General features: G+C 71.6%; 13 protein-coding genes. 3 read left to right on the forward strand and 10 right to left on the reverse strand.

Translation table 11 applies throughout. The features are described 5' to 3' along the window. Nucleotides 1-351 precede the first annotated feature (351 nt). The 3 genes from ispG to dxr form a co-directional block, all read right to left on the reverse strand. Nucleotides 352-1,509: a flavodoxin-dependent (E)-4-hydroxy-3-methylbut-2-enyl-diphosphate synthase gene (gene ispG, locus AB0E62_RS17255; protein ID WP_362193608.1), complete on the reverse strand. Its 1,158-nt coding sequence runs from the start codon at nt 1,507-1,509 to the stop codon at nt 352-354. 170 nt (nt 1,510-1,679) lie between these two features. Further along, entirely contained in the window at nt 1,680-2,984 is a 1,305-nt protein-coding gene (locus AB0E62_RS17260) for a site-2 protease family protein (RefSeq protein WP_362193611.1), read from the reverse strand. Continuing rightward, nucleotides 2,981-4,249, reverse strand: a complete 1,269-nt coding sequence (dxr, locus tag AB0E62_RS17265; RefSeq protein ID WP_362193614.1) for a 1-deoxy-D-xylulose-5-phosphate reductoisomerase — start codon at nt 4,247-4,249, stop codon at nt 2,981-2,983. Before dxr ends, AB0E62_RS17260 begins: the two co-directional genes overlap by 4 nt. Nucleotides 4,250-4,403: 154 nt before the next feature. On the opposite strand from dxr, the gene AB0E62_RS17270 reads away from it, so the two are divergent. From AB0E62_RS17270 to AB0E62_RS17280, 3 genes are all read left to right on the forward strand, one after another. After that, nucleotides 4,404-4,862 carry a lamin tail domain-containing protein gene (locus AB0E62_RS17270; RefSeq protein ID WP_362193617.1) on the forward strand — a complete coding sequence of 153 codons (459 nt, stop codon included), beginning with the start codon at nt 4,404-4,406 and terminating at the stop codon, nt 4,860-4,862. A gap of 5 nt (nt 4,863-4,867) precedes the next feature. Next, complete coding sequence (locus AB0E62_RS17275; protein WP_362193620.1) at nt 4,868-5,311, forward strand: hypothetical protein; 444 nt, start codon at nt 4,868-4,870, stop codon at nt 5,309-5,311. 322 nt (nt 5,312-5,633) lie between these two features. Beyond that, nucleotides 5,634-6,647 carry a LacI family DNA-binding transcriptional regulator gene (locus AB0E62_RS17280; protein WP_362193623.1) on the forward strand — a complete coding sequence of 338 codons (1,014 nt, stop codon included), beginning with the start codon at nt 5,634-5,636 and terminating at the stop codon, nt 6,645-6,647. A 53-nt stretch (nt 6,648-6,700) separates the two neighbouring features. On the opposite strand, the gene AB0E62_RS17285 is transcribed toward AB0E62_RS17280, so the two are convergent. The 7 genes from AB0E62_RS17285 to AB0E62_RS17315 form a co-directional block, all read right to left on the reverse strand. After that, nucleotides 6,701-7,414 (reverse strand): hypothetical protein, encoded by a 714-nt coding sequence (locus tag AB0E62_RS17285; RefSeq protein ID WP_362193626.1) that lies wholly within the window; start codon nt 7,412-7,414, stop codon nt 6,701-6,703. A 34-nt stretch (nt 7,415-7,448) separates the two neighbouring features. After that, complete coding sequence (locus AB0E62_RS17290; RefSeq protein ID WP_362193629.1) at nt 7,449-9,656, reverse strand: glycoside hydrolase N-terminal domain-containing protein; 2,208 nt, start codon at nt 9,654-9,656, stop codon at nt 7,449-7,451. After that, a complete protein-coding gene (locus tag AB0E62_RS17295; protein WP_362193632.1) occupies nt 9,653-11,623 on the reverse strand; it encodes a beta-galactosidase in 1,971 nt (656 codons plus the stop codon). The genes AB0E62_RS17290 and AB0E62_RS17295 overlap by 4 nt, the downstream gene beginning before the upstream one ends. Continuing rightward, nucleotides 11,620-13,800, reverse strand: a complete 2,181-nt coding sequence (locus AB0E62_RS17300) for a 1,4-beta-glucanase (protein WP_362193635.1) — start codon at nt 13,798-13,800, stop codon at nt 11,620-11,622. The genes AB0E62_RS17295 and AB0E62_RS17300 overlap by 4 nt, the downstream gene beginning before the upstream one ends. A gap of 234 nt (nt 13,801-14,034) precedes the next feature. Then, a complete protein-coding gene (locus AB0E62_RS17305) occupies nt 14,035-14,982 on the reverse strand; it encodes a carbohydrate ABC transporter permease (RefSeq protein WP_362193637.1) in 948 nt (315 codons plus the stop codon). After that, nucleotides 14,979-15,995 carry an ABC transporter permease subunit gene (locus tag AB0E62_RS17310; RefSeq protein ID WP_362193640.1) on the reverse strand — a complete coding sequence of 339 codons (1,017 nt, stop codon included), beginning with the start codon at nt 15,993-15,995 and terminating at the stop codon, nt 14,979-14,981. The genes AB0E62_RS17305 and AB0E62_RS17310 overlap by 4 nt, the downstream gene beginning before the upstream one ends. Next, entirely contained in the window at nt 15,992-17,674 is a 1,683-nt protein-coding gene (locus AB0E62_RS17315) for an extracellular solute-binding protein (protein ID WP_362193643.1), read from the reverse strand. The genes AB0E62_RS17310 and AB0E62_RS17315 overlap by 4 nt, the downstream gene beginning before the upstream one ends. Nucleotides 17,675-17,883 lie beyond the last annotated feature (209 nt).

The raw sequence follows: 17,883 nt of genomic DNA on the forward strand, positions 1-17,883 counted from the left end.
GGGGCCTCACGCTGGGGTTCTGCTGGTCCCGGCACTGTACCCCGGGTGCCCGGGAAGCGCTCCCCATCGATCTGGGACCGATCTGCGGCAGTCCTCCGGTGGCGGATACGAGTGATCCGCCACCTGATGGACGATCAGGGCCGGGGAGTCGCAGGTGACCCCGCTGCCGTCCGGCACATGGATCTCTCGCTGCCCAGGAAGAGGTCTCCCCTGGAGGCGCGTTCCCTGACTGTATGAAAATCAGGAGACAAGTGGGGCGTCGCGCCGAGGCAGCCCGGCAAGACCGTCCGGGCCGGGGTACGGCTGAGTCCCGCCACCGGGCGGTGACGGGACTCACAGAACGTACGAGGGTCAGCCCGCGACCGACACCGACGGCTCGCCGGAGGTCACGCCGTCCTTCTCCATCTGCTCGGCCAGCTTCATGGCCTCCTCGATGAGGGTCTCCACGATCTTGGACTCGGGGACGGTCTTGATGACCTCGCCCTTGACGAAGATCTGGCCCTTGCCGTTGCCGGAGGCCACGCCGAGGTCGGCCTCGCGGGCCTCGCCGGGGCCGTTGACGACGCAGCCCATGACGGCGACGCGGAGGGGGACCTCCATGCCGGTCAGGCCGGCCGTGACCTCTTCGGCGAGCTTGTAGACGTCGACCTGGGCCCGGCCGCAGGACGGGCAGGAGACGATCTCCAGGCCGCGCTGGCGCAGGTTCAGGGACTCCAGGATCTGGATGCCGACCTTGATCTCCTCCACGGGCGGCGCGCTCAGCGACACGCGGATGGTGTCGCCGATGCCCTGGGACAGCAGCGCGCCGAAGGCGACCGCCGACTTGACCGTGCCCTGGAAGGCGGGGCCCGCCTCGGTCACGCCGAGGTGCAGCGGGTAGTCGCACTGCTCGGCGAGCTGGCGGTACGCCTCGATCATGACGACCGGGTCGTTGTGCTTGACGGAGATCTTGATGTCCCGGAAGCCGTGCTCCTCGAAGAGGGACGCCTCCCACAGGGCGGACTCGACCAGCGCCTCGGGGGTGGCCTTGCCGTACTTCTGGAGCAGGCGGCGGTCCAGGGAACCGGCGTTGACGCCGATCCGGATCGGGGTGCCGTGGTCCTTGGCGGCCTGGGCGATCTCCTTGACCTTGTCGTCGAACTGCTTGATGTTGCCGGGGTTGACGCGGACCGCGGCGCAGCCGGCCTCGATGGCGGCGAACACGTACTTGGGCTGGAAGTGGATGTCGGCGATGACCGGGATCTGCGACTTCTTCGCGATGGTGGCGAGGGCGTCCGCGTCGTCCTGGGTGGGGCACGCCACACGCACGATCTGGCAGCCGGAGGCGGTCAGCTCGGCGATCTGCTGGAGGGTGGCGCCGATGTCGGACGTACGGGTCGTGGTCATCGACTGGACCGAGACCGGCGCGTCCCCGCCGACCGCCACGCTTCCGACCTGGATCTGCCGACTCTTCCGGCGCTCGGCGAGCTTGGTCGGAACGGACGGCATGCCGAGAGAAATCGCAGTCATCTGCTGTGCAACCCCAAGTCGTGGTTCAGGATCCGGGTCCCGTGAACGGCGGGCTCCAGGGTCCGAGATTACGGCACCGGGCCGCCCGCCACACATCACACCCGCCATCCCGCACTCGCACGGGCGGCCCGGAACCGCTTGGGATTCCGGGCCGCGTGAGCACCGGGTGGCTAGGAGATCTTCACCGGGTTGACGACGTCCGCGATCAGCACCAGGACGGTGAAGCAGACGAAGATTCCGGCCACCACGTACGCCACCGGCATCAGCTTGGCGACGTCGAACGGACCGGGGTCGGGCCGGCGCAGCACCTTGGCCAGATTTCGCCGCAGGGCCTCCCACAGGGCGCCCGCGATGTGCCCGCCGTCCAGCGGGAGCAGCGGGAGCATGTTGAACAGGAACAGGGAGAGGTTGAACATCCCGAGCGTCATCACGAACATCGCGACCTGCTGGGAGGCGGGGATGTCAAGGGTGGCGATGTCGCCGGTGAGGCGGGCGGCGCCGACGATGCCCACCGGGGAGTCCGGTTCGCGCGGGCCGTCGCCGAAGGCGGCGTCCCACAGGGCGGGGATCTTGCTCGGCAGGGCGGCGAGGGAGTCGACGGCGTCGCCGACCCGGCCGGTCATCCAGGACACGGAGTCGTCGAAGTCCATCTTGACCACGCCGGTGGCGGCGCCGAAGCCGAGGAAGCCGGCCTTGACGTACTTGCCCTGGACGTAGCCGCCGTTGGAGTCCTTCTCGGCGACCAGGTTGGTGGCGATGTCGGCGTGCAGGGTCAGCCGCTTGCCGTCGCGCTCGACGACGATGGGCACGTTCTTGCCCGCGCTGTCCCGGATGAGGTCCGAGAGGGTGCCCCAGTCCTTGGTGGGTCTGCCGTCGAAGGAGACGATCCTGTCGCGCGGCTGGAGGCCGGCGGCCTGGGCCGGGGAGGGCTTGTCGGTCTTCTTGCAGGTGTCGCGGTTCTCGCTCTGGGCGATGACGCAGGGCGAGACGGAGGCGACGGTGGTGGTCTGCTGCTCGAGGCCGAAGCCCATGAGCACGGAGAAGAACAGGCCGATCGCGAGGACCAGGTTCATGAAGGGCCCCGCGAACATGACGATGACCCGCTTCCACGGTTTGCGCGTGTAGAACATGCGCGTCTCGTCGCCGGGCCCGATCTCCTCGTAGGACGCCGCGCGGGCGTCCTCGATCATGCTGCGCCAGGGGGAGGTGGAGCGGGCGGTGATCCGGCCCTGCTCGTCGGGCGGGAACATGCCGATCATGCGGATGTAGCCGCCGGCCGGGATGGCCTTGATGCCGTACTCGGTCTCACCCTTCTTGCGTGACCAGATGGTCGGGCCGAAGCCGACCATGTACTGCGGCACGCGGATGCCGAAGAGTTTGGCCGTGGACAGGTGCCCCAGCTCGTGCCAGGCGATGGAGACGAGCAGGCCCACCACGAAGACCAGTATGCCGAGGATGAACATCAAGATCATCATGCACGCGCCTCCGCGGTCGCCGTCGTGGCTGTGAGTTCGCGGGCCCGGGCGCGGGCCCAGGTCTCCGCTTCGAGGACGTCCGACACCGTGAGCGAGGTTCCCGTGACCGGTGTGCCGTGTTCCTCGACCACCCGGGTGACGGTCTCCATGATCCCGTTGAAGGGCAGCGCGCCGTCCAGGAAGGCCGCGACGCACTCCTCGTTGGCCGCATTGAACACCGCCGGGGCCGTGCCCGCGAGCCGCCCCACGTGCCGGGCGAGGTTCACGGAGGGGAAGGCGTCCTCGTCCAGCGGGAAGAACTCCCAGGTGGAGGCCTTGCTCCAGTCGAAGGCGGGCGCGGCGTCGGGGACGCGTTCGGGCCAGCCGAGGCCGATGGCGATCGGCCCGCGCATGTCGGGGGGCGTCGCCTGGGCGATGGTCGACCCGTCGGTGAACTCGACCATCGAGTGGACGTACGACTGGGGGTGCACGACCACCTCGATGCGGTCGAAGGGGATGTCGTACAGCAGGTGGGCCTCGATGACCTCCAGTCCCTTGTTGACCAGGGTGGCGGAGTTCACGGTGATCACCGGGCCCATCGCCCAGGTGGGGTGGGCGAGGGCGTCCTGGACGGTGACGCCGGCCAGCTCGGCCTTGGTCCGGCCGCGGAAGGGGCCGCCGGAGGCCGTGACGACGAGCTTGCGCACATCGGCGCGGGTGCCGGCGGCCAGGGCCTGGAAGAGGGCCGCGTGCTCGGAGTCCACCGGGATGATCTGGCCGGGCTTGGCGAGCGCGGTGACCAGCGGGCCGCCGACGATCAGCGACTCCTTGTTGGCGAGCGCGAGGGTGCGGCCCGCCTCCAGGGCGGCGAGGGTCGGCGCGAGGCCGATGGAGCCGGTGATGCCGTTCAGGACGGTGTGGCAGTCGGAGGCCGCGACCTGGGTGGCCGCGTCGGGCCCGGCGAGGATCTCGGGCAGCGGCTCGGTGCCGTACGCGGCGGCGAGCGCCTCGCGCAGCGCGGGTACGACGTCCTCGCGGGCGACCGCCACGGTCCGCACCCTCAGCCGGTGCGCCTGCTCGGCGAGGAGGGCCACCCGGCCGCCGTTCGCGGACAGGGCGGTGACCCGGAAGCGGTCGGGGTTGCGCAGCACGAGGTCGATGGCCTGGGTGCCGATGGATCCGGTGGAGCCGAGGATCACCACGTCCTTGGGGCCGTCGCCGGCGACGGGGTCGTAGACGAGGTGCGGGTCGGCGAGGGGTGCCGGATGGGCGGGACTGTCGGTCATCCTCCCATTGTTGCGGCATGCGGCGGCGGTCCGGACAGCGCGTCCCCCGGGCGGGTGCGCCGACCGGGTTCCGCCTGTGAACCCGCCATGGAGATCATGTGATAAACACGTCGTTCCGCATGATTCACGGACGACATCCTGGGGGGATATCTCCATGCGCACTGTGCGCCTCCGTGCCGCCCTGCCCGCGCTCGCCGGCGCGGCCCTGCTCACCGGCACCCTGCTCAGCACCCCGGCCGAGGCCGCCGGCGGCGTCAAGATCTACCACGTGTGGTTCGACAGCCCCGGCAAGGACAACCGCACCAACAAGAGCCTGAACGGCGAGTGGGTCCAGCTGAAGAACACCGGCAGCCGGGCCGTCTCGCTCAAGGGCTGGGTGCTGAAGGACGCCTCCAACCACAAGTACGTCTTCCCGAACGTCAAGATCGGCGCCGGCAAGTACCTGAAGATCCACACCGGCAGCGGCTCGGCCACCACCTCCGACCGCTACCAGGGCCGCCGCGCCTACGTCTGGAACAACGACAAGGACACGGCCACCCTTGCCAAGTCCAACGGCAGCAAGGTCTCCTCCTGCTCCTGGACCACGCGGGACCCGAGCGACAAGTACTGCTGAGTCCGGTGGGGGCGGCGGGCGTCACCCGCATCACCGCTGTGATCTTCGCGGCCGCCGCCCTCACGCTCACCGCCTGCTCCGGCCCGGGCCATGCCGACGGCCCCGGTGGCGGAGAGCACCCCTCCAACGCCGGCACGCCCAAGGCCTCCCCGACGCCCAGCACCGACTGGAGCGCCGCCCGGAAGGCCGCCGGCATCCCGCCCGAGCCGACCGGCGCCAAACGCGAAGAGTCGCTCCGCGCGCTCGCCGCGGCCGATCCGGACATCGTGAAGTACGAGGAGAAGGCCATCGATGCGGCCCGCAACCAGTGCAGCGCCATCAACCACAGGGCGCGGCGCATGGACTGGGCGGCATCGCAGCGCTTCACGTACAAGGACGTCACCACCACCGAGGCCCAGGGCAAGAAGATCAACGAGGCACTCCAGGGCATCGGCTTCCGCAAGGTCTGACCGGAACCGCACGCGCGCCCGGGCAGGAGCCTCCTGACCGAGGCTGTTCCGCGCCCGGTCCTGCGGACGACGTCATCCCGACTGATGTCAGCCGCCCCCGTACGTGTCGGTCCACGCGGCCGCTCGGCGCGTACGCGGGCCGCGCTCATCGCGAACAGTTCGGTGCCGATGGCCCCCTGGGACACGGCGGAGACAGCCGTTGTCGAAGCGCTTCGACAGCCTATGGACACGACGATGTCCCTGGAGATAGAGTCAATCCTACCTTCATCCGACTCTGTTGGTACCGTGCAGAGTCGAAGCGCTTCACAAGCTTGGAGAGCGGATGGTCACCCTCGCCGAGGTCGCCCAGCACGCCGGAGTGTCGGCGAGCACGGTGAGCTATGTCCTCAGCGGCAAGCGGTCCATCTCCGCCACCACCCGGCAGCGGGTCGAGCAGAGCATCCGGGAACTCGGCTACCACCCGAACGCGGGCGCCCGCGCCCTGGCCGGCAAACGGTCGAACATCATCGCGCTGATGATCCCGCTGCGCACCGACATGTACGTGCCGGTGATGATGGAGATCGCCATCGCGGTGGCCACCACCGCCCGCGCGCACGGCTACGACGTCCTGCTGCTCACCGGCGAGGAGGGTCCCGACGCGGTGCGCCGGGTCACCGGCAGCGGGCTGGCCGACGCGATGATCCTGATGGACGTCGAGCTGGAGGACGAGCGACTGCCGCTGCTGCGGGGCACCGACCAGCCCTCCGTGCTGATCGGGCTGCCCGCCGACACGAACGGTCTGACCTGCGTGGACCTGGACTGGAGCGCGACCGGCGCGCTGTGCGTGGAGCACCTGGCCGGGCTCGGGCACCGGGACGTCGCCGTCATCGGCGAGGCCCCGGCGGTCTACGAACGGCACACCGGCTTCGCCGAGCGCACCCTGGACGGGCTGCGCTCCGCGGCCCGGGAGACGGGCGTACGGCTGCTGCACCGGCCGTGCGAGGGCGGGTACGACGCGATGGCCCTCACGCTGGCCCGGGTGTTCGACGAGCGCCCGGCGACGACCGGGTTCGTGGTGCAGAACGAGTCGGCGGTGGAGCCGCTGCTCGCGCTGCTGCGGCAGCAGGGCCGGGCGGTGCCCGAGGACGTGTCCGTGGTCGCGATCTGCCCGGACCAGGTCGCCGTGCAGGCCTCGGTGCGGCTGACGTCGGTGGCCATCCCCGCCCAGGAGATGGGCCGGCGGGCCGTGGAGCGCCTGATGGCCAAGCTGGACGGGCGGGGCGGCGACGAGGTCGTGCTGCTCGGGCCCGGGCTGACCCGGCGGGCGAGTTCGGGCCCGGCGCCGGCCGCGGACTGAGACCCGCCGGCGCCCCGGGGGCCGGCCCCCGCGGAAGGGCCGGCCCCGGCCGCTCAACCGCCGCTGACCGTCAGACTGTTGGTGGTGAAGTCCAGGCCGCCGGACGAGGACGTGATCTCGTAGCCGAACTGCACGTCACCGATGGTCTCGTTGCCGAACCAGCCCTTGGTGTCCTTGATCCACTTCAGGATCGGCAGGATGTTCACCGTGCCGGAGCCGGAGTTGGAGGTCCGGACGAAGGAGAAGACCGCGTTGGCGCCGTTGTCGCCCTTGTAGACGGTCCAGGTGTGACCGCCCAGGGTGACGGTGCCCTGCGCGGTGCCGAGGGGGCCGACGGGCCCGGTCTTGTTGACCCAGAGCATGATCTCGTAGTCGTAGTCCGTGTCCCAGATGTCGTACGAGGTGTTGTACGCGCCGCTCGCCGGGACGGTGACGTTGTAGGTGCTGGTGAGCGAGGTCAGGGAGGCGATCGGCTTGTTGATCACCTTCTTGGCGTTGGGGTAGGACTTGATCCCGCCGGTGTTGGGATGGTCGGCGTGCACGCCCCAGTTGGTGCCGGAGTTGGCCCAGACGCACTGGCTGCCCGCGCCCGAGCCCCAGATGTTGTTGTAGAGGGTGTAGCCGTTCAGGGTGGTGTTGCCCCACTGGTCGCAGGTGCTCCAGACGGCGGCGGAGGCGGGCGCCGAGGCGAGGCCGACGGTGGCGCCGAGGGCGAGGGCGGGGGCGATCAGGGCCTTGGCGACCCTGCCGATGGTGCTCGTTGCCATGGTGTCCCTTCCATGGGTGGGGGTGTGGGGAGGTTCACCGCGTCCTCAGGGTGAGGACGCGGGGTTCTCCGGCGACCAGGTCGAGGGGTTCGGTGCCGGAGGAAGTCCGCAGTTCCACGCGGTGGGTGCGGGCCGGGCGGACGACGGCCCGGGCGCCGTCCGGGTCCCAGGCGAGGTCGACCTCGGCGCCGAACCGGGTGCGGATGCCGCGCAGTTCGCCGCGCGGGCAGCTGTCCGGGACGGCGGGGAGGAGGATCAGGCGGTCCGGGGTGGACTGGAGGAGCGTCTCGATGAGCACGCCGGGGAGGGTGTGGGCGGCGTCCGCGTTGTAGACGTCGCGGTGGGGGTAGTGGGCGCTCATGAGGGAGGCGTGGAAGAAGTCGCCGTCGAGGACCCGGCGCAGGGCGCGGCCGGCCCGGTCCGGGTCGCGGAGCCGGGCGGCGATCAGGGCGTGGTGCAGATGGCCGTGGGCGGAGTCGTTCTCGGTGCCGCGCAGTTGGAGCGCCCGGTGGGCGGCGGCGGCCAGGCGCGGGGTGTCGTAGGGGGTGATCTCCTCCAGGGGCCAGACGCCGTAGAGGTGGCTGAGGTGGCGGTGGTCGTAGCGGTCGCGGAGGCCGGGCCAGGCCCATTCGGCGAGGGCACCGTCGGAGTTGATCCGGTGCGGGGGCAGCCGATCGGCCAACGCCCGCCATCTGTCGGCGTGTTCGGGGTGGTAGCGGGCGGCGGTGAGCAGGGTGTGGCGGGCGGCGGAGAGGTCCATGGCCGCGTTCAGCGCGCCCCAACTGCCGTTCGCCGGGCGGTTCTCCGGGGAGTAGGAGGGGACGATCACCAGGTGGCCGCCGGCGTCGGTGCGGGTGAGGAAGTCCTCGTGGAAGAGGGCGGCCTCGGCGAGGGCGGCGGCGGTGCGCGGGTCGCGCTCGCCGCGGATCTCGTCGTGGTCGACCAGCGGTTTGAGCAGCCAGTCGGCGCCGGCGGTCCACAGGTGCAGCGGGTACTCGCGGCTGAAGTGGTACGTCAGCCCGGACTCGCCGTCGCTGTGCGAGGGCGCGACCGCGCCCCGGGCGCCGAAGACCGCGCGGGCGTTGGCCCGCCAGTCGGGCAGTTGCCGGGCGACGAAGGCGGCCAGCGCCTCGGTGACCTCGGGCAGTGCGGCGGCGGGCGCGGCGGCGGTCTGGAGGTTGAGGTTGGCGTTGGTGGTGAAGGCGCCGGACCAGGCGGTGCCCCAGTCGCCGGTCCACAGTCCGGTGAGCCGGGGCGGGTGGTGGCCGCTGCTGGAGAGCAGGTGGTAGCGGCCGGCCGCGAACAGCCGCTCCAGCAGGGCCGGGCTGTGCGGGCGCTTCAGCAGTTCGGAGCCGGGCAGGGCGCGCTCGGCCGGATCGGCGCCGAGGTCCAGGGTGACCCGTAGGTAGGCGGTGCGGTGCCTCTCCAGGTGGCGGGCGAGCAGGGTGTCGTAGGGGTGGTCGGTGCCGTGGATCAGGTCCTGGAGGCGCCGGGACCCGGTGATGACGTCCGCCTCGCCGGTGTGCCGGAACACCCGGGTGAGCAGCAGCGCGGACCGGCAGCCGGTGACGCGGACGCCCGGCGGGGCGAGTTCCGTCCGGCCGCCGGTGACGGCGACGAGGGTGATGCCGGTGTAGGCGCGGTCGCTGTCCGGGTAGCGCACGCGCAGGCTGAGCAGGGCGCCCTCGGGAGTGAGCAGCGCGCCGTGCCCGACCCGCAGCCCGGCCGGGGCGCCCGGCAGCCGGTGGTCCAGGGTGATGTGCAGGTCGCCGGCGGTGACCTCGTGCACGATCACGTCGTCGGCGCGGGAGACGAAGACCCGGCCGGCGGCGCCGCGGCCGGCCGCCGTGACCTCGCCGCTGGTGAAGTCGACGGCCCGGCGCACCTCCCGGCCGCCGCCCGCCGGCCGGGACACCCGGATCCGGAAGGCGGGGTGGAAGGGCTGCACCCACTGGAGGGGGCGGCCGTCGGTGAAACGCTCGGCGGCGGTGAGGTCCCCGGCCAGCAGCCGGTCCTGGATGCCGGGCAGGGCGGCGGCCAGCCGGGGCGGCCGGGCGCGTTCGCCGCCGTTGGGCCGGACGAGGGTGTGGTGGGTGACGATGACCCGCTCGTCGTCCGGGTCACCGAACACCAGGGCGCCGTGGTGGCCGTTGCCGCTCAGGAAGGCGTCCTCCCAGCGCGCGGCCGGGGCCGGTTCCCAGGTGCCGTGGACCGGTGTGCCGTGGACCGGTGTGCCGTTCATGACCGCAGCACCGCCACGCCGTAGCGGCCGAGGGTGACCGCGTCCGTGACGTCCGTGCCGCCGAGCAGCTCGCGATGGGTGCCGGGCACCGGGACGGTGACCGGTTCCCGCCCGTGGTTCAGCAGGAACAGCAGGCCGCCCCGGCGTACCGCCTCCACCCCCTCGGGCAGTCCGTCCAGCACCGGCCGGATGCCGGCCCCGGCGGCGATGCCGGCCAGCAGGGAGCGCAGCGCCTCCGGCTCGGGCAGCGTGGACAGGTACCAGGCGCGGTCCCGGCGCAGCACGGCGGGCAGCCCGTCGAGTTCGCCGCCCCGGTAGGGCACGGTCTCGGCGGCCCCGGGCTCCGGCTCGATCTCCTCCGACCACAGCGTGCCGCGGAACCCCTCGCACGCGACGGTCTCCCCCGCCTCCAGCGGCCACCACTCGTGCAGGGTGCGGATCCCGAACAGCTCGCGCAGCCGGGCGTCCATGCCGCCGGGGCGGATGCGGTCGTCCTCGTCGACGACGCCGGTGAGGAAGCCGCAGACGAGGGTCCCGCCGCCGGCGGTGTACGCGAGGAGGTTGGCGAGGGCGGAGTCGGTGAGCAGGTACGACTGCGGGGCGACGACGAGCCGGTACCCGGACAGGTCGTCCTCCGGGTGGGCGAAGTCGGCGGTGAGGTGGGCCTCCCACAGGGCGCGGTGCCAGGCGGTGAGCACCTCGGGGTAGTCGACCAGCGTCGACAGCCGCCCTTCGTGGTCGCCGGCCCACCAGGAGTGCCAGTCGTGCAGGATCGCCACGTCGGCGGTGCTCCGGGTACCGGACACCTGGTCCGCGATCCGGGCCAGGTCGGCGCCGAGCTGCTTGACCTCCTGGAACGTGCGCCCCTCGGGCCCGGCGTGGCTGAGCATCCCGGAGTGGAACTTCTCGGCGCCCTGCCGGGACTGGCGCCACTGGAAGTAGCAGACGGCGTCGGCTCCCCGGGCGACGGCCTGGAAGGACCACAGCCGGTTCAGTCCGCGCGGCTTGGGGTGGTTGACCCCGCGCCAGTTGACCGGCCCGGCCGCCTGTTCCATCAGCATCCACGGGCCGCGCGCCTGCGACCGGGTGAGGTCCTGCACCAGCGCGCCGCGCTGGGCGCCGAGCGGGTCGCGCGGGTCGGGGTACAGGTCGACGGAGACGACGTCCTCCTCGCGGGCCCAGCGCCAGCCGTCCTGTCCGGTCCACAGTGGCATGAAGTTGGTGGTCACCGGCAGGTGCGGGGTGTGCCGGCGGACGATGTCCCGCTCGGCGGTGCAGCACTCCAGGAGCATGTCGGAGGTGAACCGCCGGAAGTCCAGCACCTGGCCGGGGTTCCTCATGTAGTGCGGGCGGCGCGGCGGCAGGATGCCGTCCCAGGTGTCGTAGCCCTGGCTCCAGAAGGCGGTGCCCCAGGCCGAGTTGAGGGCGTCGAGGGTGCCGTACTTCTCCCGCAGCCAGCGGCGGAAGGCGGCGGCGGCCTCGTCGCCGTGGTCGAAGGTGCAGTACTCGTTGTTGATGTGCCACATGGTCAGCGCCGGGTGGCCGGCGTACCGGGCGGCCAGGTCCTCGGTGATGGCGGCGGCGTACCGGCGGTAGGTGGCGCTGGAGTGCGAGAAGTGCTGCCGGCCGCCCCACCATTCGATCCGGCCGTCGGCGTCCCGGGGCAGGGTGTCCGGGTGCAGCCGGCCCATCCAGGGCGGCGGGGAGGAGGTGGGCGTGGCGAGGACGACCCCGATGCCGTGCTCGTGCAGGAGGTCCATCAGCCGGTCGAGCCAGCCGAACTCCCGGGCGCCCGGCTCCGGTTCGAGCCGCGACCAGGAGAAGACGCCCACCGTGGCGGAGTTGACGCCGGCCTCCCGCATCAGCCGGGCGTCCTCGTGCCAGGTCTCCTCCGGCCACTGCTCGGGGTTGTAGTCGCCGCCGAAGAGGAGGCGGCCCCGGGTGACATGGGCGAGGTCCGGCCTCATGCGGGCTCCCCGTACTGGATGCCCCGCCCGTTGGTGGCGAGGTAGACCCTGCCGTACCGGCGCGGGTCCCCGGTGATCGCCTGCCCGGTCCAGCCCCACTGGTGGGCGTCGTCGTTGACACGGACCCAGGTGCGGCCCTCGTCGTCGGAGCGCAGGACGGCCACGCCGGAGCCGGTGAGCGCGCCCACCTGGTAGAGCGCCGGGTAGCGGGCGCCGGGGGCGGGCTTGCCGAACCCGAGGGTGTACGCGGCCCGGACCCCGGCCACCCTGGTGAAGCCCGCCCCCGCGTCGGTGGACCGGTACAGCCCGTTCTCCTTGGCGCTCACCCACAGGTCACCCGTCCGCCCCGGCGCCGCGGCGAGCTGGAACTGGCTGTCGCCGGAGGGGAGGTGCGCGGACCGGGGAGTGAACGTGCGGCCGTGGTCGGTACTGCCGTACAGGGTCCCGGTGCCGGTGTCGTAGGCGTGGAAGACGGCCGGGTCGACGGGGTCGGCGACCGGGGTGGCGCCCTTGGGGAAGGACGGCACCTCGGTCCAGGTGCGCCCGTCGTCCGCCGAGCGGTGAGCGGGGTACCCGGTCCCGTCCCCGTGCACGAAGGTCCACAGCAGCACGCTGCCGTCGGCGCTGACGGCGATCGGTCCGGGGGCGTCCTCGGCGAGGGCGGGCTGGGCCGGGAAGGGCGCCCAGGTGCGTCCGCCGTCGGTGGAGAAGGCGCCGTTGCCGTGGTCGCCCCAGCCGGTGCGCACGACGTACGACGGTTTCGCCGCGGCGAGCGCGAGACCGGTCGCCGTGCCGAAGACCGGGTTGGTGGCCATGCCGGGTTTCGGGGAGGCGGTCAGCCGCTCGTGGTACAGCACGCCGATGTCCCCGTTGCCGCTGATCAGCGGGGCCGGGCCGGTGGGCGGTGAGATCAGCTGCCGGACCGAGGTCTCCTCCAGGCCGCGGACCCGGGGTGCCCAGTGGACGAGGTCGCGGGTGCCGTAGACGGTGGCCCCGGTGCCGTAGAGGAGGTGCGCGCTGTCGTACGGGTCCACGGCCACGGCCTGGATCCACCATCCGAACTTCGGCTTCTCCGCACCCCAGTCGAGGTAGGGCGTCTCGGACACGTCGAGGACGGCGGTGTCCTTCAGGGACACCCAGCTGCGGCCCCCGTCGATGCTGCGGTACAGGGTGTCGACCGCCGACCAGCGGTTGTTGGTGGACACCACGACCGTGCCCGGGCGACGGGAGGCCACGGCGACCCCGCCGTAGCCGAAGGTGTCGGTACCGCCCGGGACGACCGGGGTGACATCGGTCCAGGCACCGGTGGCCGTGTCCAGCTTGTGCACACTGCCGGTGGTCTGCCCGTTCGGGCCGGGCGTGTCGGCGTACGTGACGTACAGGGCGCGGGCGTCGTGGGCGGCGCGGACGGGGACCTTGGCGGAGGCGCCGCCGGGCTGTCCGGGGACGGGTTCCCAGCTGGTGCCGTCGGTGGTCCGGTACAGGTTCGGGTGCGCGCCCGTGCCGTCGCCGTCGCCCCAGCCGGCGTAGAGGGTACGGCCGGCGGCGACGAGCAGGGTGACGCCTTGACCGGTGCCGCTCGGGGTGCCCGGGAACCCGGTCTGCTGCTGCCAACTCGCGCCCCGGTCGGTGGACTTGAGCAGCCCGTCGTGGCGGGTGCCCAGCCACAGGGTGTCGCTGTCGCGGGGGTCGACGAGGAGCCGTTCACCGGTGCCGCGGCCGTCCTCGTTGGCGCCGAGCGGGACGGGGAGGCCGCTACGGCGCCAGGTGCGGCCGCGGTCCTCGGAGCGCAGGAGGGCTCCGTTGCCGGCCCAGGGCTGGGCGTACGTGCCGAGGGCCAGGTACAGCCGGTCGGGGTGGGCCGGGTCCACGGCCAGGGCCTCCACGCCGAGCAGGTTCCAGTCGTCCCAGCCGAGGTGGTCGGTCAGGGGGGTCCAGCGGTCGGTGTCCCGGTCCCAGCGGTAGGCGCCGCCGATGTCGGTGCGGGCGTAGGCGAGGCCCGGGGCGGTGGGGTGGAAGAGGAGGCCGGTGACGAATCCGGTACCGCCGACGACCGCGGTGCGCCAGCGGTAGGCGGGGGCGGCCTTCTCGGCTCCGGCCGCGTGTACTCGGGCGGGCATGCCCGCCAGTGCGGCGGCGGCTGCCGTTCCTGCGAGGACGGTTCTGCGGGTGGGCATGGGGCACCTCGGGAGGGGAGTCTCGGTACGGGGGGCGGGTGGGGGTGGGGACGCTTGCCCGCGCGTGCGGGGTGCCGCTGCGCCCACCCGTGCCGCCTCCAGCGGCACGACTGCCGGCAGCTGTGCGGGGGGGCGGGGCCGTGCCCCGTCAGGGGCGCGGGGAACTGCGCGAGCAACCCGTACGCACCCGCGGTCGCCGACGATCCGCACCGCCCCTTTGGACGGGCGCCCCGGTCACCCCTTCACCGCTCCCGTCAGCATCCCCTTGCGGAAATGCTTCTGGACGAACGGCGAGAGGACGGCCACCGGCACCAGGGCGAGCACCATGACCGCCATCTGGATGGCCAGGGGCGACAGTTGACCGGTGTTGATCTGGGCCGACAGCCCCACCGGCCGTTCCTGCTTCTGCACCAGCTGGATCATCACGTTCTGCAGCGGCATCTTCTTCTGGTCGGTCAGGTAGATCGACGCGTTGAACCAGGCGCTCCAGTACCCGACCGCGTAGAACAGCGTGATCACCGCGAGCACCGCCCGGGACAGCGGCAGCACGATCCGCCACAGGATCCGCCAGTCCCCCGCCCCGTCGATCCGCGCGCTGTCGATGAGTTCGGGCGAGATGCCCATGAAGAACCCGCGCAGCACGAGGATGTTGAACACGCTCACCGCGCTCGGCAGGATCAGCGCCAGGTAGGTGTCGGTGAGGCCGAGCGCCTGTACCAGCAGGTACGTCGGGATCAGCCCGGCGCCGAAGAACATCGTGGCGAGCAGCGTCATCAGGATCCAGCGGTGGCCCAGCGAGCCCCGGCGGGACAGGCCGTAGGCACACAGCACCGACACCGTCATGCTGAACAGCGTGCCGACGAGGGTCACCCCGACGCTGACCAGCGCGGCCCGCTGCACCTGGCCGCCGCCGAGCAGTTCCTGGTAGGCGACGAACGTGATGCCCTTGGGGATGACCACGAGCCCGCCGGTGTCGTCGATGACCTTCTTCGGGGACAGGCTGGTGACGATCACGATCCACAGCGGAAAGAGCACGGCGAAGCACGCGATCCCGAGGACCAGCCCCTTCGCCGCCAGCCCGGTCTTCGCCGGCTCCTCCTCCCAGGCCGGCCGGGGCGGCGCCGCCCACCGGTTCCGCTCGCGCACGCCCTCCGGCGCCGGCCGGTCGACCACGGCGCTCACTTCTCGTACACCCCCTGCTCGCCCATCAGGTGGGCCACCTTGTTCGCCACGAGGACGAGGGTCAGTCCGACGACGCCCTTGATCAGGCCGGCCGCCGCCGCGTAGCTGAAGTCCTGGTTGCGGATGCCGTTCCACCACACGTACGTGTCGAGCACCTCGGAGGCGTCCGGGCCGACCGCCTGCCGCTGGAGCAGGAACTGCTCGAAGCCGACGGTGAGGGCGTCGCCGACGCGCAGCACCAGCAGCAGGGCGATCACCGGCCGCAGCGCGGGCAGCGTGATGTGCCACATGCGGCGCCAGCGCCCGGCGCCGTCCATCGCGGCGGCCTCGTACAGGTCGTGGGAGACGGCGGCGAGGGCCGCGAGGAAGACGATGATGCCCCAGCCGGCGTCCTTCCAGACCATCTGGGCCGTCACCAGGTACTTGAAGACCGACGGGTCGGTCATGATGTCGAAGCCCGCGTGCCCGTGTTCGCGCAGGGTCTGCGCGAGGACGCCGGCGCCGCCGAAGATCTGCTGGAAGACGGTGACGACCAGCACCCAGGAGAAGAAGTGCGGCAGATACATGATCGCCTGGGCGACCGCGCGGACCCGGGGCCGGATCACGCTGTTGATGAGCAGGGCCAGCGCGATCGGGATCGGGAAGAACAGCACCAGCTGGAGGAAGAACAGGACGAACGTGTTCTGCACGGCGTGCCAGAACTCGGCGTCCTCGAAGACCCGTCGGAACTGTTCCAGGCCGACCCAGGGGCTCTGGAAGACGGCGACGAAGCCGTTGTCGCTGAGGTAGGGGTCGTAGTCCTGGAAGGCGATGATGTTGCCGAGGATCGGGACGTAGTTGAAGACCAGGAGCAGCAGCACCACGGGGAGGACCATCAGGATCAGGGTGCGGTCGCGCCGCAGTCTGGTGCGCAGGCCGAGTCCCCGGGTGCGCTCCCGGCGGCCGGTGGCGCCGCCGGACGCCACCGGTTCCCGCTTCGTCCCGGCCCGGCTGCGGGGCGCGGTACTGGTCACTGCGCCGAACCGGTGGAGTCGAGCAGGTTGCGGTACCAGTCACGCAGGTCGTCGCCGCCCTGCTTCTTCCACTCGGAGACCGCCTGCTGCACGTCGCCGATCTTCTTGCGGCCGCGTACGACGTCGTCCTCCAGCTGCTCGAAGTCGTCGGCGAGGTTGGACCAGCGGCTGGGTTCGGTGATCGTCAGGCCGTAGAAGGAGGACTTCTTGGTGAAGGCGCCCATGCGCTGCTGCCACTCGACCATGCCCCGGGTGACCTCGGGGAAGTCGGGGTGGGCGACGTAGGCGGCGGGCTTGCCGGTGTAGTCGAAGGCGCCCAGGACCTCGTTGACACCCTTGGTGGTCTTGGTGGGCACGCCCTTGGCCAGGGTGAAGTCGGTGCCCTCGACGCCGTACTCGGCGAGCAGGCGCTCCTTGGTGCCGTAGGGGGCGGCGCAGAAGTTGGCGATGGCGAGGAAGTCCTTGATCTTCTGCTCCGACGCCTTCTTGTTCACGAAGGTGAAGATGTTGCAGGGCTGGACGGCCCACAGCAGGGGGTCTTCGCCGTCGTGGGTGAAGATGTCCATCGCGGCCATCTCGAAGTCCGGGTTCTGGGCGTGCTGTTCGGAGGTCTTGCCGAACCAGTCGGACAGGTCGTTGTTGTAGACGAGGAGCTTTCCGGCGCCGAACCGGGTGCCGGCCGGGTTGGTGGTCTTGCCGGCCCTGTCGTCGGGGTGGACCACTCCGGCGGCGAACAGCTTGCGGGCCCACTCCAGGGCTTCGAGGTACTCCTCGGTCTCGAGGCGGTTGACCAGCTTGCCGCCCTGGAGGTTCCACCAGAGCGCCTTGTCGCTGCCGTTGAGGACGCCGAAGGCGTTGAACGCGGTCCACTTCATGTCGGAGCAGGCCCACACCCCGCCCTTGGCGTCGGTGGCCTCCTTCGCCCAGGCGAGGAACTCGTCGGTGGTCTTCGGGGGCTGCCAGCCGCGCCGGTCGAAGACGTCCTTGCGGTAGAAGGGCGCGATGTTGGTGACGTAGGGGGCGGGCAGCGGGACCGCCCGCAGCAGGCCGCCGAAGATGCAGCGCTGCCAGGCGTCGGTGGGGACGGCGGCGAGGTTCGGGTAGTCCTTGACCTTGTCGCCGGACAGGTAGGGGCCGAGGTCGGCGAACTTGGCGTTGACCGCGCTGGGGATCTTGCCCATCAGGTTCCAGCCGGGGACGACCACGACGTCCGGGATGTCGCTGGAGGCGAGGATCGCGCCGAGCTTCTCGTCGTAGGTGTTGCCGTCCTGGTTCTGCCACCTGGTCTCGACACCGATGGCCTCGTTCATGGCCTTGTAGTACGGGTTGCCGTTGTCCGGCGGGGTGCCCCACAGCGGTGCCATGATCGTCAGCTCGCCGCCGCTGCCGAGCTTCTTCGGCACCGAGGTCGTGAGCCGGTCCGGTGAGACGGCCTTGGTGAAACCGGCCGAGGAGCCGTTCTTCGCGGGGATGTCCGGGGCGACGACGCTCGAAGCCACGTAGGCGGGGAGGATCTTCCGGGCCGCCTTGCCCGAGGTGGTGCCTTCCTTGCGGCCCTCCTGCCCGCCGCCGCAGGCGGTGAGCAGCGGGAGTCCGCCGGCCACCGCCGCGGTGGCGACCGCGGTGGAGGCGAGGAAGCTTCTCCTGCTGGGGGCGGGGGAGGCGGCGTTCGGCGTCATTGCGTCAACCCTTCATGGCGCACCAGGACACCCGGCGGTGGGCCGTCGGTTGCGGTGTCTCGAGTGGATCGGCTGAGCGGAAGCGCGGGTGTGCGTGAGCAGCAGTCGAAGCGCTTCGATGTTGCTGCGAGGTTAAGTGAACACTTGGGGGCGCACAAGGGCCGATCCCAAGTTGCGCCGCCCAGCGCCCTTCCGGCGGCCCGACGCGC

This window comes from Streptomyces sp. NPDC038707 (assembly GCF_040636485.1).
GTDB lineage: Bacteria > Actinomycetota > Actinomycetes > Streptomycetales > Streptomycetaceae > Streptomyces.

Coding starts and splice junctions, on each gene's coding strand:
- AB0E62_RS17280 (WP_362193623.1), top strand. CDS start 5,634: ATGGTCACCCTCGCCGAGGTCGCCCAGCACGCCGGAGTGTCGGCGAGC.
- AB0E62_RS17295 (WP_362193632.1), bottom strand. CDS start 11,623: ATGAGGCCGGACCTCGCCCATGTCACCCGGGGCCGCCTCCTCTTCGGC.
- AB0E62_RS17270 (WP_362193617.1), top strand. CDS start 4,404: ATGCGCACTGTGCGCCTCCGTGCCGCCCTGCCCGCGCTCGCCGGCGCG.
- dxr (WP_362193614.1), bottom strand. CDS start 4,249: ATGACCGACAGTCCCGCCCATCCGGCACCCCTCGCCGACCCGCACCTC.
- AB0E62_RS17285 (WP_362193626.1), bottom strand. CDS start 7,414: ATGGCAACGAGCACCATCGGCAGGGTCGCCAAGGCCCTGATCGCCCCC.
- AB0E62_RS17290 (WP_362193629.1), bottom strand. CDS start 9,656: ATGAACGGCACACCGGTCCACGGCACACCGGTCCACGGCACCTGGGAA.
- AB0E62_RS17260 (WP_362193611.1), bottom strand. CDS start 2,984: ATGATGATCTTGATGTTCATCCTCGGCATACTGGTCTTCGTGGTGGGC.
- ispG (WP_362193608.1), bottom strand. CDS start 1,509: ATGACTGCGATTTCTCTCGGCATGCCGTCCGTTCCGACCAAGCTCGCC.
- AB0E62_RS17315 (WP_362193643.1), bottom strand. CDS start 17,674: ATGACGCCGAACGCCGCCTCCCCCGCCCCCAGCAGGAGAAGCTTCCTC.
- AB0E62_RS17300 (WP_362193635.1), bottom strand. CDS start 13,800: ATGCCCACCCGCAGAACCGTCCTCGCAGGAACGGCAGCCGCCGCCGCA.